Here is a 17,463-nt window from a genome sequence, read left to right as displayed (position 1 = left end):
ATATTTCAGAACCATCATCCATCACAAAATTTAAATCGCAGGAATGAAGTTGGGGACGGAATGTCCATCAGTGCATGGATTTTTGCAAATCTCGCAGGTAACTCAAAGAATCGGGGATGCTTTCTTCTTCGCAATAATTGTGTTCGGAGAGAGTTCGGATATCATCCAACGCACGCTGGTCTCCTTCAAATACCACAGAGCGATACCCCTTGTCGGCGATGGCACCGCCCGCCTGCAACAGGCTCATCACGGATTTGGCGTTGAATTTTTGCCCGTCGACGATCAAAAACACATCGGAGTCGTGCTTTCGAACAATAAGCGAGATGTAGGTGGATGGCCGGGCGTGGAAACCGAGAGGTTCCGGTATCGACAACTCATAACGCACCGTTTTCACGAAGCTCTTGAGAATTTCCCGGCTCAGTTTGTGGCCTTCGTGAATGTAATACAGGCACCGTTCGAATACAAAATTAACGATGTGCCCCAGGAGTTCCGTTTTGTCCACCAGGCTGGAAATGGTCCGTTTGCACTCACTGTGGCGGATTTCGTCTTCGTGCCGCTCAAAAAAATGACACAGCCAAACGGTGACTTCCAGAAGGTGCAGGGGCATGGAAATGTAGCCACGGAAATCTTTCAGATTTTTATGCCGTTGTTCCATGGACGTATTTTTGATGTACGTATCGAACTCCGATTGAATGCTGTGCACCAGATTCATCAGGTAGCGGGCTTTTTTCTCATCCAGAACGTCCGGGACGATCATCCGCAGTTTTTGAGGGTCGTGTGTGGGTTGAAAACCCATATCCGCGATGAGCTGATTCACGTTGCCCACTTTTTCGAACAGATCGATCACACGATCCTCGTCCTCTTTCACCAGGTCGTCTACGACATTCTTGGGCAACTGCTTGGTGACTTCAATTTCCTGAAATTCGTCGGGATCGATGGCCTGGCCCACTATTTTGAGGCCATTCGCGGTGGCGGCTCGAATGGCTTCTTCGTACAGGTTGAGAATGGAGCGGTTGAGGAAATTCAGGAAGTTCCGCCCTCTGGAAAAAAACAGTTCCTGTTCCTCCTCGCAGTCCCGAAGCCGGTAATAAGGATACCGGTCAAGCAGGTGCTTGGTGTAAAACCCGGAGATGACAAGGTTCCGTATGCTGGCGATGTATTCGGTGAAGGCGGACCAGGTGCGGTTTTCCCGCGCACCGTATTCATCCAGAAAGCTTTCGAGAAAATCGGATTGCTGGATGAGGTTGGAATAACATTTGCGCGTTGGTTCCGTTTCATTCACCAGCACGCGGTAAGCATTGAAGTTGCGGAAAAAGGACGCGCTGGCATCCTGTACCAGAGGCAGAAACTCTTCTTCGGTAATGATTTGGTTGAGGGATTTCGGTTCCAAATTTCAGGTCATCCAGAGCGACGCGGCATGAATAATATGAGCGCGCTCAATTGTAGGCGGGGCCCCGTGCCACATTCTTGGGAAGATATTTCTTCCAGCTTTCGATGTGTGAGGGAGGCCCTTCCGGAATGATAAAGGAATGGAAACTGAACTCGGGGCGTATGGGTTTCTTGATCAGTTTCATGTCGGCTTCAGAGGCCGTGCGGTTGCCTTTCTTCAAATTACAGGGTTTGCACGCCACCACCACGTTCGTCCATGAAGTCTTGCCTCCACGGGATTTGGGCAGAATGTGATCGACGGTCAGCAGATGCTCCCGTTCCCCGCAATATTGACAGGTGTAATTGTCGCGGCGAAGGATGTTTTTCTTGCTGAATGCGACCTGTTTGCGTCGGTTGCGCTTGACCACCTTGAGCACCCGGATCACCGTCGGTAGGGGGAACGAAAGCGAGGGCGATCGGATGACATACCCATCGCTTTCAATCTCCTCGGCGCGTCCGCTCAACACCATCAACAGCCCCCGCTTCGCACAGCAGAATTGCAGAGGCTCATAAGTGTAGTTGAGCACAAGGATTTTTAGAGAGTCGAGCATAGCAAACCTTCTCCAAAGAAAGGATACAGGTCACCATTCAAGCAAACAATTGAAAAATTGTACTCTTATAGCTCGTTCGCCGTCAACCCGATTCAGGGGTTCCCTGGCCCTGGTCCTTCCCGGTAGTCGGATCGTTATAAAAGATTACCACGACCAAGAAGGTTCCTGGGGTCGAGCTGGTTCTTGAGGACGCGCAACTGATCAAGGGTTTCTTTGCCAACCATTTGATGGTAGAAGGCTTTTTTCAATTTGCCCACGCCGTGCTCGGCGGAAACCGTGCCTCCCCATTCCAGGATTTGGTCCACAAATTTTCCATAAAGCGCCTTCGCCCGGTCGATTTGATTCTTGTCAGGAAGCAGGTTGATATGAAGGTGGTTGTCGCCTATGTGGCCAAACATGGCAAAATCGATCCCACTCTCTTCTAATGCAACCCGGTAAAACCGCATCATCTCAAGAAAGTGGTCGTCGTCCACGGCCATGTCGGTTCCCATTTTGACCCGGCCCATGCGGCTGTTCTCTTCATTCAGGAGGAGGGGAACCTGGTGGCGGAAATCATGAAACCGGGCGATGTCCTTGGGCCCCTGTGCAAACCATGAATCTTCCAAAAGGACGTCTCGCGATTGCAGGAATTCGTACCAGGACACCAGGATGCTTTCAAATTCCTCTTCCGTTTGCACATCCTGCTCAAAAAACAGAGCGGCTTCGGCTTTTTCGGGAACATTTTGAAATTTCTTTTTGAGCCGCACCAGCGAACGGCGGTCAAAATATTCCAGGGAACAGGGATCGATCACATCGGAAGACGCATCCCGGATGGCCTCCACCAGATTCCAGCACTTGTCTTCGCTGTCCATGAAAAGGATTCCGCTCAAAAAATCGAAGGGTGTTGTTTGGAGCTTCAAACGAACGCCTGTAATCAGGCAAAGGGTGCCATCGGAACCGACAAACAGATCGATCCAGTCCATTCCCGGCTGGTAGAAATACCCGGCCGCATTTTTGATTTGCGGGCTTCGGTATTCCAAGGCAGGCAGCTCAACCCGGGTGCCGTCATCGAGTTCCAGCGCCTGATCGATAGTTTGTCCGCGTCGCAGGTGAGCGGAACGTCCATCGGCAAGGAGAATATCCAGTTCCTGCACGTAATCACGCGTGACGCCGAATTTGTAACTGCGGGACCCTGAGGCATTGGTAGCAAGGGTGCCGCCAATGGAAGCGAGAGTTTCAGTTGGATTGGGCGGGTAAAACCAGCCGGAACCTTTCAGATGCGTGTTCAAATCTTCCAGCGTCACCGCCGGTTGAACCCGAATGGTCCCCTCCTCCACCTCTCCGGTTTCCTTGAACCGCTCCATGGAAACGATGATTCCCTCGACCGGGACCCTGGATGCGGTGAGACCCGTGCCGGCACCGGAAACGGTTATAGGCTGATCGTTTTCCCTGAGAAAGGATTTCAATTCCTCAACCGTTTCGGGGATCACCACTTCAGAGGCCGCCCCCGGGGGACAGTTGGAGGCGTCTTTCAAATAAGGCGCGATGGCCTCGGGATCGGTTTTACGTCGCATCATTTCAAAAAGGTGTTGGTTGAAGCTGGATAGATGTGGTCAGCGACGGGTGGATTCCATCAGGCTGTCAGCCTGTGGCGGTAAAAACCCTGCATAACCGTTATGCCGCTCGATTAGCTCAAGCACGGAGTAAACATTACCATTGCGGGTTTCCGGTTCAGTAAAAACCTGACGCAGATCCGATGTGGGGCCACCCACGATGTCCCCGGCCATTCGAAATCCGTCACGTTCCATGGAAGAAATGGCCGCCTCAATGTTTTCCACCAACACGGCGATGTGGTGAAAGCATTCATCCCCGTGGGCGTTGACCCACTGAGGGATCAGGCTTTCTTTTCCACGATCATCATCATAAGCCTGATCGATGAAAAAGGCCGGATATCCGGGTTTGCGGTACACCTTGGCCCACCAGCTGTCAAATTCCAGAACGCCGATTTCCTTGTCTTCCTGATAACCCAGATCCAGAAACTGGCAGGAGCGCCGCTCAACGTTGTGCGTGCGTATGGTCACATGATCCAGAACCGGCATCAGGCCAACGCCACAATCATTGAGTTTGTTCACGAGATGCCTTCCCGCACGATTGCCCTCAATAAACCGATTCAGGTAATCGTTTAGAATTTGATCCAATTCAGACATAGAGATTCTTATGCTTTATCTTCGGGCGACTCCGGTGGCTTGGTCTTTACCTGTGGCCGGTCCGCCGAATCATTTTCCGTCTCAGAAGGATAATTGTGAATGAACCGGGCATAACGAACCATCAAGACCAGCATGGCCAGCACGATCCCGACAACAATGACAAGAAATACTGAATTGCTCAAAATGAATCTCCCTGACAAGTAATTTAGCCTGTCTCCATTTTACCAAAGTTGCAGCAACCCTCTCACCCGGAATCCTCGCTAAGAATTCATTTTCTCCAGGCGCTGGCGGGCAAAGTATTCCGCTTCGTCAAGGCTCCCTCGTTCTAGAAAGCTTTGAATTTCCGGGTCGGTCAACAGGCTTTGTAGGAATTCCTTACGTTGCCGGGTATCGGTTAAAACCTCCATTGCCAATTTCCGCATACGCTCCTGCAATACCACCTGCAACAGGTCTACCTGGGTAATGGTCTGCTTCAGAACCGGTTCCAGCCGGGCTCGGAAAGTTCCTGACATCAGCGGACTTTTTCCACTGGTCGAAATCGCGACTTTCACATTGTCGTCAAGGGATATCACTGCAGGGTGGCTGAAATCGCTCACTTCCGGATCGTCCACCGCGTAAACATAGCACCCTGCTTCCAAACCGGATTTAACGAGTTTGCGGTTCAGTTCCCGGGAGTCGGTGGCGGCCATGACCAGTATCAAACGATCATAATTTTTAAGGAACTCGCCATTTTCAACAATCATGACCGTGCACTGGAGGCGGCCATCCCCTTCCCATTTACGAATGGGTTCGGAGATGCGGTCGGCGACCACGATGATTTCGCAATCCTGTCCCAGTAAAGCCTCCACCTTCCGCGTGGCTTCCCGCCCCGCGCCGATCACCACCACCTGCTTGCCCCTCAAATTGAGATCAATCAACATGATTCGGATTTTCCTTTCGGGAAATTTGGAAACAGTTGTCGATACTGGAGCGTTCCGCTTTCGCTTTTCCAATTTTCTTCAAAACCGCTACGCCTTCTTCACATTGATAGAATGGGAACTCGAGATACAGCCTTCCTATTGTGTACTGTGCATTGAGGTACTGGGATTGATTGAATCCCGCCTGCAGCACGTAATCCCGGGCGGGACGCAACCGATCCCATTTCCACTGGTCCCCGGACGCAAGCAGGTTCTGTTTTGATAAAAACCGGGCGATGCTGTCGGCGATCACCATGTGACCGTTGATATTGGGATGCACATGTTCCAGAAACAGGTCCTCACCCGGCAGGCCTTTTTTAGAAACACTTTCGAATTTGGGTGCCAGGTCCAGGACGAGCCCCCCCTCCTCGGCTCCGACTTCCTTTACAATCTGATTGAAGCGAAGACAGGCCCGCAGGTGAAGGCGGTCGTATTCGCGGGCCTGCAAATAATGAAACCTGGCCTTGCCCATCTGGTTCAACCGATCATAAGCCCGTGCAAGCCCGTAGTGCGCTACCGCGTATTGCTCATCCTTCTGATGAGCGGTTTGAAAATGCTCCAATGCTTTTTCATACTTTTCCCCCTCCATTGCCTCACGGCCCTGCTTTACTGATTCCAGAATAAGGGAACGTGAATCGGTCGAAGTGATCTCAGAAAAACCGGAGCGGATGGGAGAAAAATCACGCAGGTTGGAAACCAGGGTAAGAAGCAGGACCTGGATCCCGCGATCTTTTGCTTTCCGGATCAATTCCTTCAGGTTGGCTTTGTAATTGCGTTCCGCCTCGGCATGAAGGGGTTCGTCCCAAACCATGTTTTCCTGGGACAGCATGGCACGGAACAGGTTCACCTGGCTTTCGCGGGTCGCCTTCTCCTTGTCACGGGATTTCAACCACAAACCGGCACGCTCCAACGCCAGGTACACCCGCGAGTGGAACAGGAAGGTGGCCAACCGGATGACGCCCCGGTTCTGGCCATAATTGACCGCGGAGTTGACACCGAAGTGCCCTATGAATTCGTTATGACCGCTGTAGACAATAAAGAGATCCGGCTCGTAATCCATCAACTGGGATGCAAGGTCCAGAACGCCAAAGCTGCTGAGTGCGTCGTACCCGGCATTGATCACTTCCACCCGCTTGCCCGGAAGGACATCATTCAGGATTTCCTGCAAAAGTCCTGAGTAACTGATGCGCCGGTCTGTGTAGGGAAAACCCCGCGTGGTGGAAGCACCGACCATGAAGATGCGAAACACGCCCGGTTGCTTTTTTTTCGAAAACTCGGTGTCCTCGTACCAAGGCTGGTCCGTGAACAGTTTGTTGATGTTGACGGGCAGGTGCTGGAAATAATGCATGGCCACATACTGGGTGTTGAGAGAAACCTTGCCCTCGTCCTGCGGCCGGGTACCAGACACGACAAATTGGAACTGATCGCCAAATCCCCCCAGGCGCAACCCCCCTTCCAGCAGAAGCAAACACCCCACGCCCACCCCAAAAGAGAGGAGGCCCTTAAAAATTATGGATTTACGGAATCGAGCCCACATGAGAAACAATGAATGCATGCACGCGGTAATTGGAATTTATTTCAAGCGAAGTGCCAGTTATTTAAAAGATTGCATCTCACTATATTGACAAACTCACCTAATAAGAACTAAATTTATTCCGAAAGGATTTTCCATTCATGGCCATCAAATTCAAACACATTGGCTCAGTCATCGTTCTCGTTTCGGTTTTGTTCCTGTGGTGCCAGTCGGCACAGGCGGTGATGATGCCGAAAGAAACCAGCATGATGAATTGCAGTCAGGTCATGATGTGTGGCGTTTGTGCGGTCGCTCTCCATTCTGTTTCCCCCGTCCTCAATTCGGCGCCACCGGAAATCCGTATGTTTGTCGAGATCATTCCCCAAATGCCGGATCCCCATCCGGTTCCGCTTTATCATCCTCCCAGGTAAGGCACTTAATTTCTCCATCTAGAAGCGCAACTATTATAGCCCAAATAGGCTAATATCCCCGTAATGAAAATTAAATCCGGGATAGGAGGAATTCATGTGCCGCAATTGGATTATTGTGGTCGTTCTGTGTCTTGTCCCTTCCATGGGACTGGCAACGGAAGGCCAACACCATGTTTTTAAAACCACATTAAATAGTTTCATTCAGGAGGCATTGCAAAACAACCCTGAATTGGCGGAGGTCCGCCAGAAAATAAAGGTTTTGAAAGAAATCCCGCCGCAACGGGAATCTCTGGAAGACCCGATGGTGATGCTCGGCCTCATGAACCTGCCCGTTGACACCTTTTCTTTCGGGCAGGAGGCGATGACCCAGAAACAGATCGAAGTGACCCAGGCGCTCCCCTACCCAGGGAAACTGAACCTCCGTTCCAAAGAAGCTCTTCAGGATGTACGCATCGCCGAACAAACCCTGCAGGATCTGGAACTGGAGATTGTACGGCAGGTCAAAACGTCCTTTTATGAAATCTGCTTCATCCGTGCGGCCATCGACACCACCCGTCAAAACAAGATTCTTTTGGAACAGTTCGTCACCATTGCCGAATCCAAATACGCAGTGGGAAAAGGAATCCAGCAGGATGTCCTGCAGGCCCAGGTGGAATTGTCCAAAATTCTGGACCGGCTGATTGAACTCCAGCAACAGAAGGACCAGGAAACCGCGCGTTTGAACACGCTGATGGACCGCCTTCCGCAAGCGCCGTTGCACATCCCGCATGGAATCTCACAGACGGCATTTCACTACACGGTCGAGGACCTGCAAGCGCTGGCCGAGGAGAACAGGCCTGCCCTGAAAGAAATACAAGAAGCCATCGAAAAGATGAAAGTGCGGAAGGAACTGGCTGAAAAGGAATACTACCCGGATTTCCAGGTGGGCTTTCGCTATGGCCAGCGCCAGGATTCTCCATTCACGGATCATCCTGACTTCGTTTCGGGTTTTGTCGGAGTCAACATTCCTATCTGGCAGAAGACCAAACAGGATCGAAAGGTGGCGGAAGAGAATTACCGCATTTCCGTTCTCAGGGAATCGTATCGAAAAGTCCGCAACAAAATATTCATGGAAATAAAAATGATGATGGACAAGGAGAAGAAAAACCGAGAGATCATTCAGCTGGTAAAAACAGGCATTATTCCCCAGGCCAAGCAATCTTTGGAATCCGCACTGGCCGCCTATAGTGTGGACAAGGTGGACTTCCTCACATTGATCGACAATCAGGTCACTCTTCTCAACTGGGAAATAAAATACCATCGCGAATTGACCCAATACGAGCAAAACCTGGCCGCTTTGGAAAGCCTTGTTGGAAAGAGCCTCGTTGATCTGGATAAAAACAAAACGGTGAAACCATGACCGACGAAAATAACAACAAACCTCCCGAGGATGAAAGTAAGGAGAACGGCGACTCCACGGATGCAAACGTTGGGGAATCCGCATCCGAACGGGATGATGGAGAGGTCCTGTTTCCTCTTGTAAAGCACGTTAAACCAAAAACAAGACCTCCTGCCGATCCAGGGAGTTTCCGTTGGTTGAACCTGGTGCTGTTGTTCGTTCTGGTTACGGGTTTTTATTTCCTAGGTTTTTTGACCGGCCCTGCTCAATGGGAAGGCACGAAACGCGCTTTCTCTGAATTCATCTCTTTCTCCAAGGAACGCATCATCCCGGTAAAAGAAGACGTCAAGGAATACATCGAGACGAAAATCCAGCGGGAAAAATCTCCGGAAGGCACCATGCGGGAGGGGTCCGGGTCCGAAAATCAAAAAATGCCCATGCCCGAGATGAAACAGAAAAAGGAGGAACGAAAAGTCAAATACTGGCAGGCCCCCATGGATCCCAGTTACAAGCGGGACAATCCGGGAAAAAGCCCCATGGGCATGGACCTCATCCCCGTTTACGAGGATGTGACGGAGGACTCGGCCATAAAGATCAACCCGACGGTGGTTCAAAACATCGGGGTCAAAACGGAAAAAGTGAAAGTGCGGAAATTGACCCATAACATCCGAACAACCGGCACTCTGACTTACGACGAGAGGAAGGTACATCACATCCATACCAAATTTGGCGGCTGGATTGAGAAACTGTACGTAGATTTTACCGGGCAGGAAGTGGATCACGACGACATGCTGATGGAAATTTACAGCCCGGAACTGGTTTCCACCCAGGAAGAATTCCTGTTGGCGCTCCAATATAAGGAATCCCTGGAAGACAGCCCTTTTAGGGAAATCCGCCGTGGCGCGCAAACCCTCCTCTCTTCCACCCGCAGACGGTTAGAGTTGTTTGATGTGGCGCAACACCAGATCCAGGAGCTGATCAAAACCCGAAAAGTGAAAAAGACCATGCACATCCATTCTCCGACCCGGGGATTCGTGGTCCATAAAAAAGCCGAGCACGGTCAGTATGTTGAACCCGGAACCCCGCTTTACACCATTGCAGACTTGTCCAGCATCTGGGTCATGGCCGACATTTATGAATACGAAATGCCCTGGGTGAAAATCGGACAGGAAGCCACGATGAACCTTCCCTATTTTCCGGGGAAGCAGTTCAAAGGCAAGGTGACTTACATCGATCCCTTTCTCGATCCCAAAACCCGGACGATCAAAGTCCGCATGGAATTTGAAAACCCTGAATGGGCACTGAAACCGGACATGTACGCGAATGTCACCCTGAAATCACCTTTATCCAGAGACGGGGTGGCAGTTCCCGAACAGGCAGTGATCCGGTCAGGGAATATGGACCTGGTGGTGGTCCAGAATAAAAAGGGACAATTTGAAACCAGGCAAGTGGCACTGGGAGTCGAGGCGGAAGGATATTACCAGGTACTCAAGGGGTTGAAGTCGGGTGAAACGGTGGTGACTTCTTCCGCTTTTCTGATCGATTCCGAAAGCCGCTTGAAGGAAGCCATGGACAAGCTGGACAGTTCTTCCGGGAACCCGGAACCCAAAGAAACTCAAAAACCGGGGAGGCTTGAGTTGAAACTGGATAACAAGAAAACCGTCCATAACCATTGATGTCATGACACCGTTTTTCAACGAGAGGATGGCCCGGAGAAAATCATGCTGAAACGAATCATTGGGGTTTCACTCAAAAACCGGTTTCTGGTTTTACTGGGCGCGCTTGGTGTTTTCATATGGGGCGTGGTTTCCATGAAAACCATCAGTCTGGACGCCATTCCGGACTTGAGCGATGTGCAGGTGATCGTTTTTACCGAATATCCGGGACAGGCCCCGCAGATTGTCGAGGACCAGATCACCTACCCACTCACCACCACCATGCTGTCCGTTCCGTTCGCCAAGGTGGTCCGCGGCTATTCCTATTTCGGACTTTCGTTCGTGTACATCATTTTTGAAGACGGGACCGATTTGTACTGGGCTCGAAGCCGGGTCCTGGAACAATTGAATTTCGTCTCCAAAAGGCTGCCGCAAGGCGTCACCCCGTCCCTTGGCCCCGATGCCACGGGCGTTGGCTGGGTATACCAGTACGCACTGGTGGACCGCAGCGGCCGACACGACCTTTCGGAGTTGCGGTCCATCCAGGATTGGTATTTGCGGTACGAACTGCAAACCGTTCCCGGTGTCTCCGAGGTGGCAAGCATCGGAGGTTATGTGAAGCAATATCAGGTAGAGGTGGATCCCAACAAGCTGAAGGCCTACGACATTCCTCTTACAAAAGTGAAGCATGCGATCCAGCGCAGCAACAACGATGTCGGCGGCCGTTTGCTGGAAATGTCTGAAACGGAATTCATGGTGCGCGGACTTGGTTACATTAAAAACCTTGAAGATATCGAGAACATTCCATTGGGGGTCGATCCCCAGGGAACACCAATCCTGGTCAGGGATGTCGGCCGCGTGCAACTGGGACCGGAACTGCGGCGCGGACTTGCGGAATTGAACGGCGAGGGAGAAACAGTCGGTGGCATCATCGTCCAGCGTTTCGGCGAAAACGCATTGGAGGTTATCCACAAGGTCAAACACAAACTGGATCAACTGAAAAAGGGGCTCCCGGATGGCGTTGAAATCATCGAGGTGTATGACCGCTCCAAACTCATTCAGCGGGCCATCAGCAACCTTAAAGAAAAACTGATCGAAGAAAGTGTCGTCGTTGCCCTGATAAGCGTTTTCTTCCTTCTTCACCTTCGGTCCTCGCTGGTGGCCATCATCACCATTCCCATGGGCATCCTCATGGCGTTCATCGTCATGAAGTACCAGGGATTGAATGCGAACATCATGTCGCTGGGCGGAATCGCCATTGCCATTGGCGCCATGATCGACGGCGCGATAGTTATGATCGAAAACGCGCACAAACATCTGGAACGCGACCGCGGCAAAAAGGATCACTGGCAGATCATTTACGAAGCGGCGTCGGAAGTGGGCCCGGCATTGTTCTATAGCCTGCTCATCATAACGGTTTCCTTTTTACCTGTTTTTACGCTGGAAGCGCAGGAAGGCCGGCTGTTCTCTCCCCTTGCTTTCACGAAAACCTACTCCATGGCCGCCTCGGCCATTTTGGCCATCACACTGGTCCCGGTCATCATGGGGTATTTCATTCGAGGCCGCATCCTGCCGGAAAAGAGAAACCCCATCACCTGGTTGCTGGAAAATTTTTTTCGGCCTCTTCTCTGGCTCGTCCTGCAGATGAAGACAGTGATTATTCTTTTGGCAGTATTAATCGTACTCGCCACCCTGATTCCCCTGAAAAAACTCGGATCGGAATTCATGCCACCTCTGGATGAAGGTGACCTGTTATACATGCCCACCACCCTTCCCGGCATTTCCATAACCAAAGCCCGCCAGCTTTTGCAGCAAACCGACAAGATCATCCGCCAGTTTCCGGAAGTCAAAAACGTGTTCGGAAAAATCGGGCGGGCGGAAACCGCCACCGATCCCGCCCCATTGACGATGATCGAGACCACGATCACACTCAAACCAAAATCCACCTGGCGGCCGAACGTAACAATGGATACTTTGATTGAGGAAATGGATCAGGCGTTGCAATTTCCCGGATTGACCAACACCTGGACCATGCCCATCAAAACCCGCATCGATATGTTGTCCACCGGTATCAAGACTCCTGTGGGCATAAAAATTTCCGGAGATAATTTGAATCAGCTTCAACAACTGGGGCAACGCATCGAAGGGGTCGTCCGTAATATACCCGGCACTGCCAGCGTGTATTCCGAGCGCGTGGTCGGCGGAAATTATTTTGATTTTATCATCGACCGTAAACAGGCTGCACGCTACGGGTTGACGGTGGGCGATGTACAGGATGTCATCCAGACGGCCATCGGCGGCATGAACATCACCACCACCATCGAAGGACTTGAACGTTATCCAGTCAATTTGCGTTACAGCCGGGGATTGCGTGACAGCATCAGCAGCCTGGAACGGGTGCTGATCCCCACCCCTCGTGGAGAGCATATTCCCATGGCGCAGGTGGCCAAAATCGATATCAAGAAAGGTCCGCCCGTCATCAAAACCGAAAACGCCCGTCTGAATGCCTGGATATACATTGATATCAAGAACATCGACGTCGGAACCTACGTTCAAAGAGCGCAGGGAATATTGAATCAACAGATTTCACTGCCGGCCGGTTACAACCTGATCTGGAGCGGCCAGTACGAGTACATGGAACGGGCCAAAAAACGGTTGCAACTCATCGTTCCGGTCACTTTGTTCGTCATATTCATTCTGCTCTATCTCAATTTCCGCAATATGACGGAAAGCATCATCGTCATGCTGTCCCTGCCCTTTGCATTGGTGGGCGGTATCTGGTACCTGTATTACCTCAATTACGAACTCAGCGTGGCCGTGGCGGTTGGATTCATCGCGCTTGCGGGAGTTGCCGCCGAAATCGGCGTTCTTGTTCTGGTATATATCGATCAGGCTTACAAACAGAAACGGCAGGCGGGGGATATCCGTTCGAAAACAGATATCCGCGATGCAGTCCTTCAAGGCACATCAGAACGGATACGGCCGATTATGATGACGGTCGTGTCCACCATCGGCGGTCTTCTCCCCATCATGCTGGGGACCGGCACCGGCTCGGATGTGATGAAGCGGATCGCCGCCCCCATGGTCGGCGGCATGATTTCAGCCACGATCCTGACTTTGATCGTTCTGCCCGCCCTTTATAACCTGATTCTGGAAATCCGGTTCAAGCGGGATTCCAACTTGAATGAAAAGAAGGAGGAGGTATTCAATGAAGCAAAAAGTTTACCTGGTGATTCTGAGCATATGGACACTCCTGCTCGTTCCATTCAGTGAAGCGGGAAATGCTCATGTGATCCCGGAGGATGAACTCCGCAACAAGGTTTACCTGAGCAAACTCGATGCCTTGAAATCGGTATTTAAAGGTATCAGCAAAATCAAATACAGAAAGGATCACCTGACCGAGTCGATAATCGAAAAGATCAAAGGGTTGACGGGTCAGCCTCCCGCCGGCACGCGCCTGGACTATTATTACGGCATCCGGGATGACGGACAAAAACTGTTTGCATTCATTTCCAAGGCCCAGTCCAATTCCCATCCTCCATCCCAGGCGGTGTTCATCACCCTGGTCGACGAAAAGGGGGCGGTTCAGGATGTAAAAATCATGGAGTACAAGGGACCTCAGCGGGCTGAAATCATTTCTCCCTCATTCCTGAAGCAGTTTATCGGGAAAACAGCCAAATCAGACTTCGCTTCCATCTCCTCAAACCAGGGAAGGTCCCTTCCGGTACGCTCGCTGGCCAGGGCAGTCCACAACATCGCAGCCAAAGTTCTGGTACTGACAGGAAAACAGTGAACATCTTTCCGGCTTCCTTGACACCTACGGGTTCCAAACGTATTCTTGAATCGAAACTCAACCCGATCGAGGCTTATGAAGGACGACGTCAAAAGCACCAATACGAAACATGAGACCGCCACCATCGGTGGCATTCACCTGACCCTCAGCCCCGCTGACGACAGCGAGGTGACATGGATCGGACAGGAAGAGATCCTGCGCCAGATTCTTGCCTGCTGGTTGGTGGTGGCGGAAAAGGACCTGCCGCTTTCACCGCGCATCATAGGCATGCCGGGCATCGGCAAGACCACGCTGTGCATGGTGGCCGCGCACAAACGGAACCAGCCTCTTTACATTTTCCAATGCACCAGCGACACGCGTCCCGAAGACCTGCTGGTCACTCCCGTTCTGGCGGAAAACGGCCGTATCTCATACCACGCGTCGCCCCTGGTCACGGCCATGATCCAGGGCGGCATCTGCATACTGGACGAAGGCAATCGCATGAACGAGAAAAGCTGGGCCTCGCTCGCACCGCTTCTCGATCACCGGCGTTACGTCGAATCCATCATCGCAGGCATCCAGATCAAGGCGCACCCGGAGTTCCGGGCCTGCGTCACCATGAACAACGACGAGTCTACTTTCGAGATTCCCGACTACATCCTGTCGCGCCTGCAACCGACCCTGCAATTGCAAATGCCGTCGCAGGAAGACGAGATGGCCATCCTGCAATACCACCTGCCCTTCGCCGAACAGGACCTGTTGGACCTGACCGTGCAGTTCCTGCAACGGTCCCATCAGCTGGACCTCGACTTTTCACCACGCGATGGCATTCACATTCTCCAGTATGCAATCAAGCGCTTGAAGCAGGATCAGGATCATCCGCTTTCAAAGGACGCCATCTGGAGCGAGGCGGTGGAGAAGGTGCTGGGCGAGGAAGCGCTCAATCTCGACCAGCTGGCGGAACGCAAAAGCCGCGCGCTGGGCAACGATCGCCTGCCAATGGGCCTGGGCGATTTCTTCTTCGGCGACGACAACCCCCTGCATCCCGACATAGACCGTTGAGGATTATATAAAATGACCGCTCCGGCTCCCGCCACGGAAAACGTGTTTGCCCTGGGTGAACGCATTCAGATCCTTCCGGTCGTGCACGGAAGCGGTCACTTCACCCGCGAAGTACGGCAACGGTTGCTGGCATCCGGGTGCGACTGCCTCGCCGTGTGCCTGCCTCCGGAATACGAGTCCACGGTGCTACGCGGACTCGATCTGCTTCCTGCTGTCACCATCAGTTGTGTTGAAGAGGAAGACGGCACTGTCACCTACGTTCCCGTCGATCCTTCGCAACCCGTCATCATGGCGCTGCGCATCGCACGGCAGGAAAACATTCCCTGCGAGTTCATCGACCTGAGCGTGCAAAACTACCAGCCGCGCAAAATGGATTTCCCGGACACTGCCGCGCTTCAAGGGATGTCGATGGAAAAGTTCGCCGTCAGCATGCTTCCCTTTCTGCAGAAACCGGAAGAGAACAGGCAGGCGGACCTGCGTTGCCGCTGGATGGCGCACCAGCTCCACCGATTGGAAATCGAACGCAAAAAAGTGCTTTTTATCTGTTCCATTCTCGACTGGCCGTGGATCAAGCAGGCATACGACGAACGCGCGCCCTACCCCAAACCGGAAAAATCACCGCAGTCGCCGACGCTGTACAGTGTGCATCCGGACACTCTGTTTTTCGCTCTCAGCGAGTTTCCGTACATCACCTACCTGTATGAACACCGGCGGCAGACCATGCGCTCCGACAAAAACGTCGCCATCGACGGGGTGAAGGAAATCCTGATCCGCGCGCGGGAGCGCTATCTGCTGAAACACAAGGTGCGTTACCACAACCTGACCCAGCAAAGTTTCCAGATATTTCTACAATACGTGCGCAACCTCACGTTGATGGAGCACCGCCTGACGCCGGACCTCTACACGCTGGCAATGGCGGCGAAACAGATCGGCGGCGATCCATTCGCCATTGCCCTGGTCGAGGCGGCGCGGGAATACCCTTATCAGGAGGGAACAGACGAACTCGACACAGTGGCGCTGGGAGTCGACCAGGCCACGTTCGGCGACGACGGTCCGGTAACCATGAAGAACCGCCTTTCGGAAACGGCCCAGGTTTGGCGCACGTTGAACCTCAAACCGGAACCGGACAAACTGAAGAAACAGGACTACCGCTACCGGTGGAATCCCTACGGCCAGTGCTCGTGGCCGCCGGAAGACGAGAAGATCGAAAACCTCAACTCGCACATCCGCGAACAGACCCGTCACCTGCTGGCGCACGACCTGGCGCGCACCGAAAAATTCACCACCTCGGTGAAGGACGGCATCGATCTGCGCGACACGCTCCGCAACTGGCACACAGGTGATATTTACGTGAAAGAAATTCCACCTTCCCGCGGCAACGTGGAGGTGGTGGTGATGCTGTTCGAGATGGAACCGCAACCGGACCGTTATGACTGGCGGCAGACCTGGTACGCCGAGCACGAGAACGAATCGACGCTGTGCTTCTTCGCCACCAACTACATGGACAATCTGATCGGTCCGGGTATCGGAGAGGCGACCTATGGCGGATGCATGCTGATTTATCCGCCGCGGCCCATCCCAAACGTCTGGGAGGACCCGCGTTTTTCAATGGGAGAGACGTTGGAGGAGAGACTGCTGGAAGCGGCGTTATTTCATTCCCAGGAACGGCACGTGGCGGTGGTCTCGCCGGGCACTCCGCCCGCTTCGTGGAGACGCATGGCGCGCCACTACAAAAAGCGCCTCATCCACCTGCCACTCAAACGCCTGTCGGTGCAGACCGTTGAACGCGTGCGCCGTTTCCATGTGTTGAATGGAAAGCACATCCGTTCCTACGCCACCCGCTTCATTCAGGAACTGTGAAGCGGCGCGGACGCCCAAGTCCGCATATGGTACGCACAATCCCAGAACATCCATTCCAACTGCGTTGATTTGAGAAACGCCTCCATCATCGCTTCGCGGGTGGATGCATTCACCCCTTTCGCAACGCGATCGGTGAGGTCGATCGCCTGATCCACCACGGCGCTGAACTCCGGGCTCGAATACATGTCGATCCAGTTCTGGTAGGTGTTGTTGGGTTTGGCGTTTTTATGGATGTGGAGTCCCACCTCGCGGTAAATCCAGAAGCAGGGAAGAAGCGCCGCGATGCCGACTTCATAGCTGTCGTGCATTGCGGTGGACAGCAGAAATTTCGTGTAGGTGAAACACCCCGGTTCCCGTTCGGCATCGAGTTTAATTTTGAAAAAGTCGAAATAAAATTGATGCAATGACCGCTCGGCAACGATCGCGCCTTTCGAGAAATCGAGGAGGAGCACGATGTCGTCGGGCGTCGGGGCTTTCGACGCGGCGATGGCCAGGGCGCGGGCGAAGTCTTCCAGGTACAGCGAATCCTGTTTCATGTAAAACTGGAAGCGTTCTTCATTGAGCGTGCCCTCCCCCAACTCTTTATTGAAAGGATGATCGAGGATGTCCCGGTATATGCCGGTTATGGAAGCCCAGGCGTCTTGGGTGAATGACATGGGGTCTCCTTCAGA

At 52.6% G+C, this 17,463-nt stretch carries 15 protein-coding genes; 7 read left to right on the top strand and 8 right to left on the bottom strand.

The genetic code is table 11. From position 1 onward, the window contains the following. Positions 1 to 67: 67 nt before the first annotated feature. From ACTRW9_RS08045 to ACTRW9_RS08015, 7 genes are all read right to left on the bottom strand, one after another. Positions 68 to 1,390 (bottom strand): HPr family phosphocarrier protein, encoded by a 1,323-nt coding sequence (locus tag ACTRW9_RS08045; protein WP_442425543.1) that lies wholly within the window; start codon positions 1,388 to 1,390, stop codon positions 68 to 70. 46 nt (positions 1,391 to 1,436) lie between these two features. Next, positions 1,437 to 1,979: an HNH endonuclease gene (locus ACTRW9_RS08040; RefSeq protein ID WP_442425544.1), complete on the bottom strand. Its 543-nt coding sequence runs from the start codon at positions 1,977 to 1,979 to the stop codon at positions 1,437 to 1,439. 134 nt (positions 1,980 to 2,113) lie between these two features. Then, positions 2,114 to 3,535 carry an FAD-binding oxidoreductase gene (locus tag ACTRW9_RS08035; RefSeq protein ID WP_442428941.1) on the bottom strand — a complete coding sequence of 474 codons (1,422 nt, stop codon included), beginning with the start codon at positions 3,533 to 3,535 and terminating at the stop codon, positions 2,114 to 2,116. 36 nt (positions 3,536 to 3,571) lie between these two features. Next, positions 3,572 to 4,165 carry a VOC family protein gene (locus tag ACTRW9_RS08030; RefSeq protein WP_442428940.1) on the bottom strand — a complete coding sequence of 198 codons (594 nt, stop codon included), beginning with the start codon at positions 4,163 to 4,165 and terminating at the stop codon, positions 3,572 to 3,574. 8 nt (positions 4,166 to 4,173) lie between these two features. Then, positions 4,174 to 4,347, bottom strand: a complete 174-nt coding sequence (locus ACTRW9_RS08025) for a hypothetical protein (RefSeq protein ID WP_442428939.1) — start codon at positions 4,345 to 4,347, stop codon at positions 4,174 to 4,176. A gap of 78 nt (positions 4,348 to 4,425) precedes the next feature. After that, positions 4,426 to 5,085 carry a precorrin-2 dehydrogenase/sirohydrochlorin ferrochelatase family protein gene (locus ACTRW9_RS08020; RefSeq protein ID WP_442425548.1) on the bottom strand — a complete coding sequence of 220 codons (660 nt, stop codon included), beginning with the start codon at positions 5,083 to 5,085 and terminating at the stop codon, positions 4,426 to 4,428. After that, the gene (locus ACTRW9_RS08015) at positions 5,075 to 6,598 is read right to left on the bottom strand and encodes a tetratricopeptide repeat protein (protein ID WP_442428938.1); all 1,524 of its coding nucleotides are present in this window, start codon (positions 6,596 to 6,598) and stop codon (positions 5,075 to 5,077) included. Before ACTRW9_RS08015 ends, ACTRW9_RS08020 begins: the two co-directional genes overlap by 11 nt. Positions 6,599 to 6,795: 197 nt before the next feature. Here ACTRW9_RS08015 and ACTRW9_RS08010 point away from each other — a divergent pair, with 197 nt between their 5' ends. The 7 genes from ACTRW9_RS08010 (at position 6,796) to ACTRW9_RS07980 (ending at position 16,792) form a co-directional block, all read left to right on the top strand. After that, entirely contained in the window at positions 6,796 to 7,065 is a 270-nt protein-coding gene (locus ACTRW9_RS08010) for a hypothetical protein (protein ID WP_442425550.1), read from the top strand. Positions 7,066 to 7,159: 94 nt separating this feature from the next. Further along, positions 7,160 to 8,464, top strand: coding sequence for a TolC family protein (locus ACTRW9_RS08005; RefSeq protein ID WP_442428937.1), 1,305 nt, complete (start codon positions 7,160 to 7,162; stop codon positions 8,462 to 8,464). Between the two features lie 185 nt (positions 8,465 to 8,649). Beyond that, the gene (locus ACTRW9_RS08000; protein ID WP_442428995.1) at positions 8,650 to 10,119 is read left to right on the top strand and encodes an efflux RND transporter periplasmic adaptor subunit; all 1,470 of its coding nucleotides are present in this window, start codon (positions 8,650 to 8,652) and stop codon (positions 10,117 to 10,119) included. Positions 10,120 to 10,164: 45 nt separating this feature from the next. Continuing rightward, positions 10,165 to 13,371 (top strand): efflux RND transporter permease subunit, encoded by a 3,207-nt coding sequence (locus ACTRW9_RS07995; protein ID WP_442428936.1) that lies wholly within the window; start codon positions 10,165 to 10,167, stop codon positions 13,369 to 13,371. Next, complete coding sequence (locus tag ACTRW9_RS07990; protein WP_442428935.1) at positions 13,307 to 13,891, top strand: hypothetical protein; 585 nt, start codon at positions 13,307 to 13,309, stop codon at positions 13,889 to 13,891. The genes ACTRW9_RS07995 and ACTRW9_RS07990 overlap by 65 nt, the downstream gene beginning before the upstream one ends. 75 nt (positions 13,892 to 13,966) lie before the next feature. Continuing rightward, on the top strand, positions 13,967 to 14,932 hold the full coding sequence (locus tag ACTRW9_RS07985) for an AAA family ATPase (protein ID WP_442428934.1): 966 nt from the start codon (positions 13,967 to 13,969) through the stop codon (positions 14,930 to 14,932). 12 nt (positions 14,933 to 14,944) lie between these two features. Then, complete coding sequence (locus ACTRW9_RS07980) at positions 14,945 to 16,792, top strand: hypothetical protein (protein WP_442428933.1); 1,848 nt, start codon at positions 14,945 to 14,947, stop codon at positions 16,790 to 16,792. On the opposite strand, the gene tenA is transcribed toward ACTRW9_RS07980, so the two are convergent. Beyond that, a complete protein-coding gene (gene tenA, locus ACTRW9_RS07975; protein WP_442428932.1) occupies positions 16,780 to 17,448 on the bottom strand; it encodes a thiaminase II in 669 nt (222 codons plus the stop codon). The two genes, ACTRW9_RS07980 and tenA, sit on opposite strands and share 13 nt — an antisense overlap. Between the last annotated feature and the right edge of the window lie 15 nt (positions 17,449 to 17,463).

The organism is Nitrospina sp. 32_T5 (assembly GCF_052156635.1).
In the GTDB taxonomy this organism is placed as follows: Bacteria; Nitrospinota; Nitrospinia; order Nitrospinales; family Nitrospinaceae; genus Nitrospina.
This window is presented reverse-complemented; position numbering and strand designations above follow the sequence as displayed.

Coding starts and splice junctions, on each gene's coding strand:
- ACTRW9_RS08040 (WP_442425544.1), bottom strand. CDS start 1,979: ATGCTCGACTCTCTAAAAATCCTTGTGCTCAACTACACTTATGAGCCT.
- ACTRW9_RS08035 (WP_442428941.1), bottom strand. CDS start 3,535: ATGATGCGACGTAAAACCGATCCCGAGGCCATCGCGCCTTATTTGAAA.
- ACTRW9_RS08030 (WP_442428940.1), bottom strand. CDS start 4,165: ATGTCTGAATTGGATCAAATTCTAAACGATTACCTGAATCGGTTTATT.
- ACTRW9_RS08020 (WP_442425548.1), bottom strand. CDS start 5,085: ATGTTGATTGATCTCAATTTGAGGGGCAAGCAGGTGGTGGTGATCGGC.
- ACTRW9_RS08010 (WP_442425550.1), top strand. CDS start 6,796: ATGGCCATCAAATTCAAACACATTGGCTCAGTCATCGTTCTCGTTTCG.
- ACTRW9_RS08005 (WP_442428937.1), top strand. CDS start 7,160: ATGTGCCGCAATTGGATTATTGTGGTCGTTCTGTGTCTTGTCCCTTCC.
- ACTRW9_RS07995 (WP_442428936.1), top strand. CDS start 10,165: ATGCTGAAACGAATCATTGGGGTTTCACTCAAAAACCGGTTTCTGGTT.
- ACTRW9_RS07990 (WP_442428935.1), top strand. CDS start 13,307: ATGAAGCAAAAAGTTTACCTGGTGATTCTGAGCATATGGACACTCCTG.
- ACTRW9_RS07985 (WP_442428934.1), top strand. CDS start 13,967: ATGAAGGACGACGTCAAAAGCACCAATACGAAACATGAGACCGCCACC.
- ACTRW9_RS07980 (WP_442428933.1), top strand. CDS start 14,945: ATGACCGCTCCGGCTCCCGCCACGGAAAACGTGTTTGCCCTGGGTGAA.
- tenA (WP_442428932.1), bottom strand. CDS start 17,448: ATGTCATTCACCCAAGACGCCTGGGCTTCCATAACCGGCATATACCGG.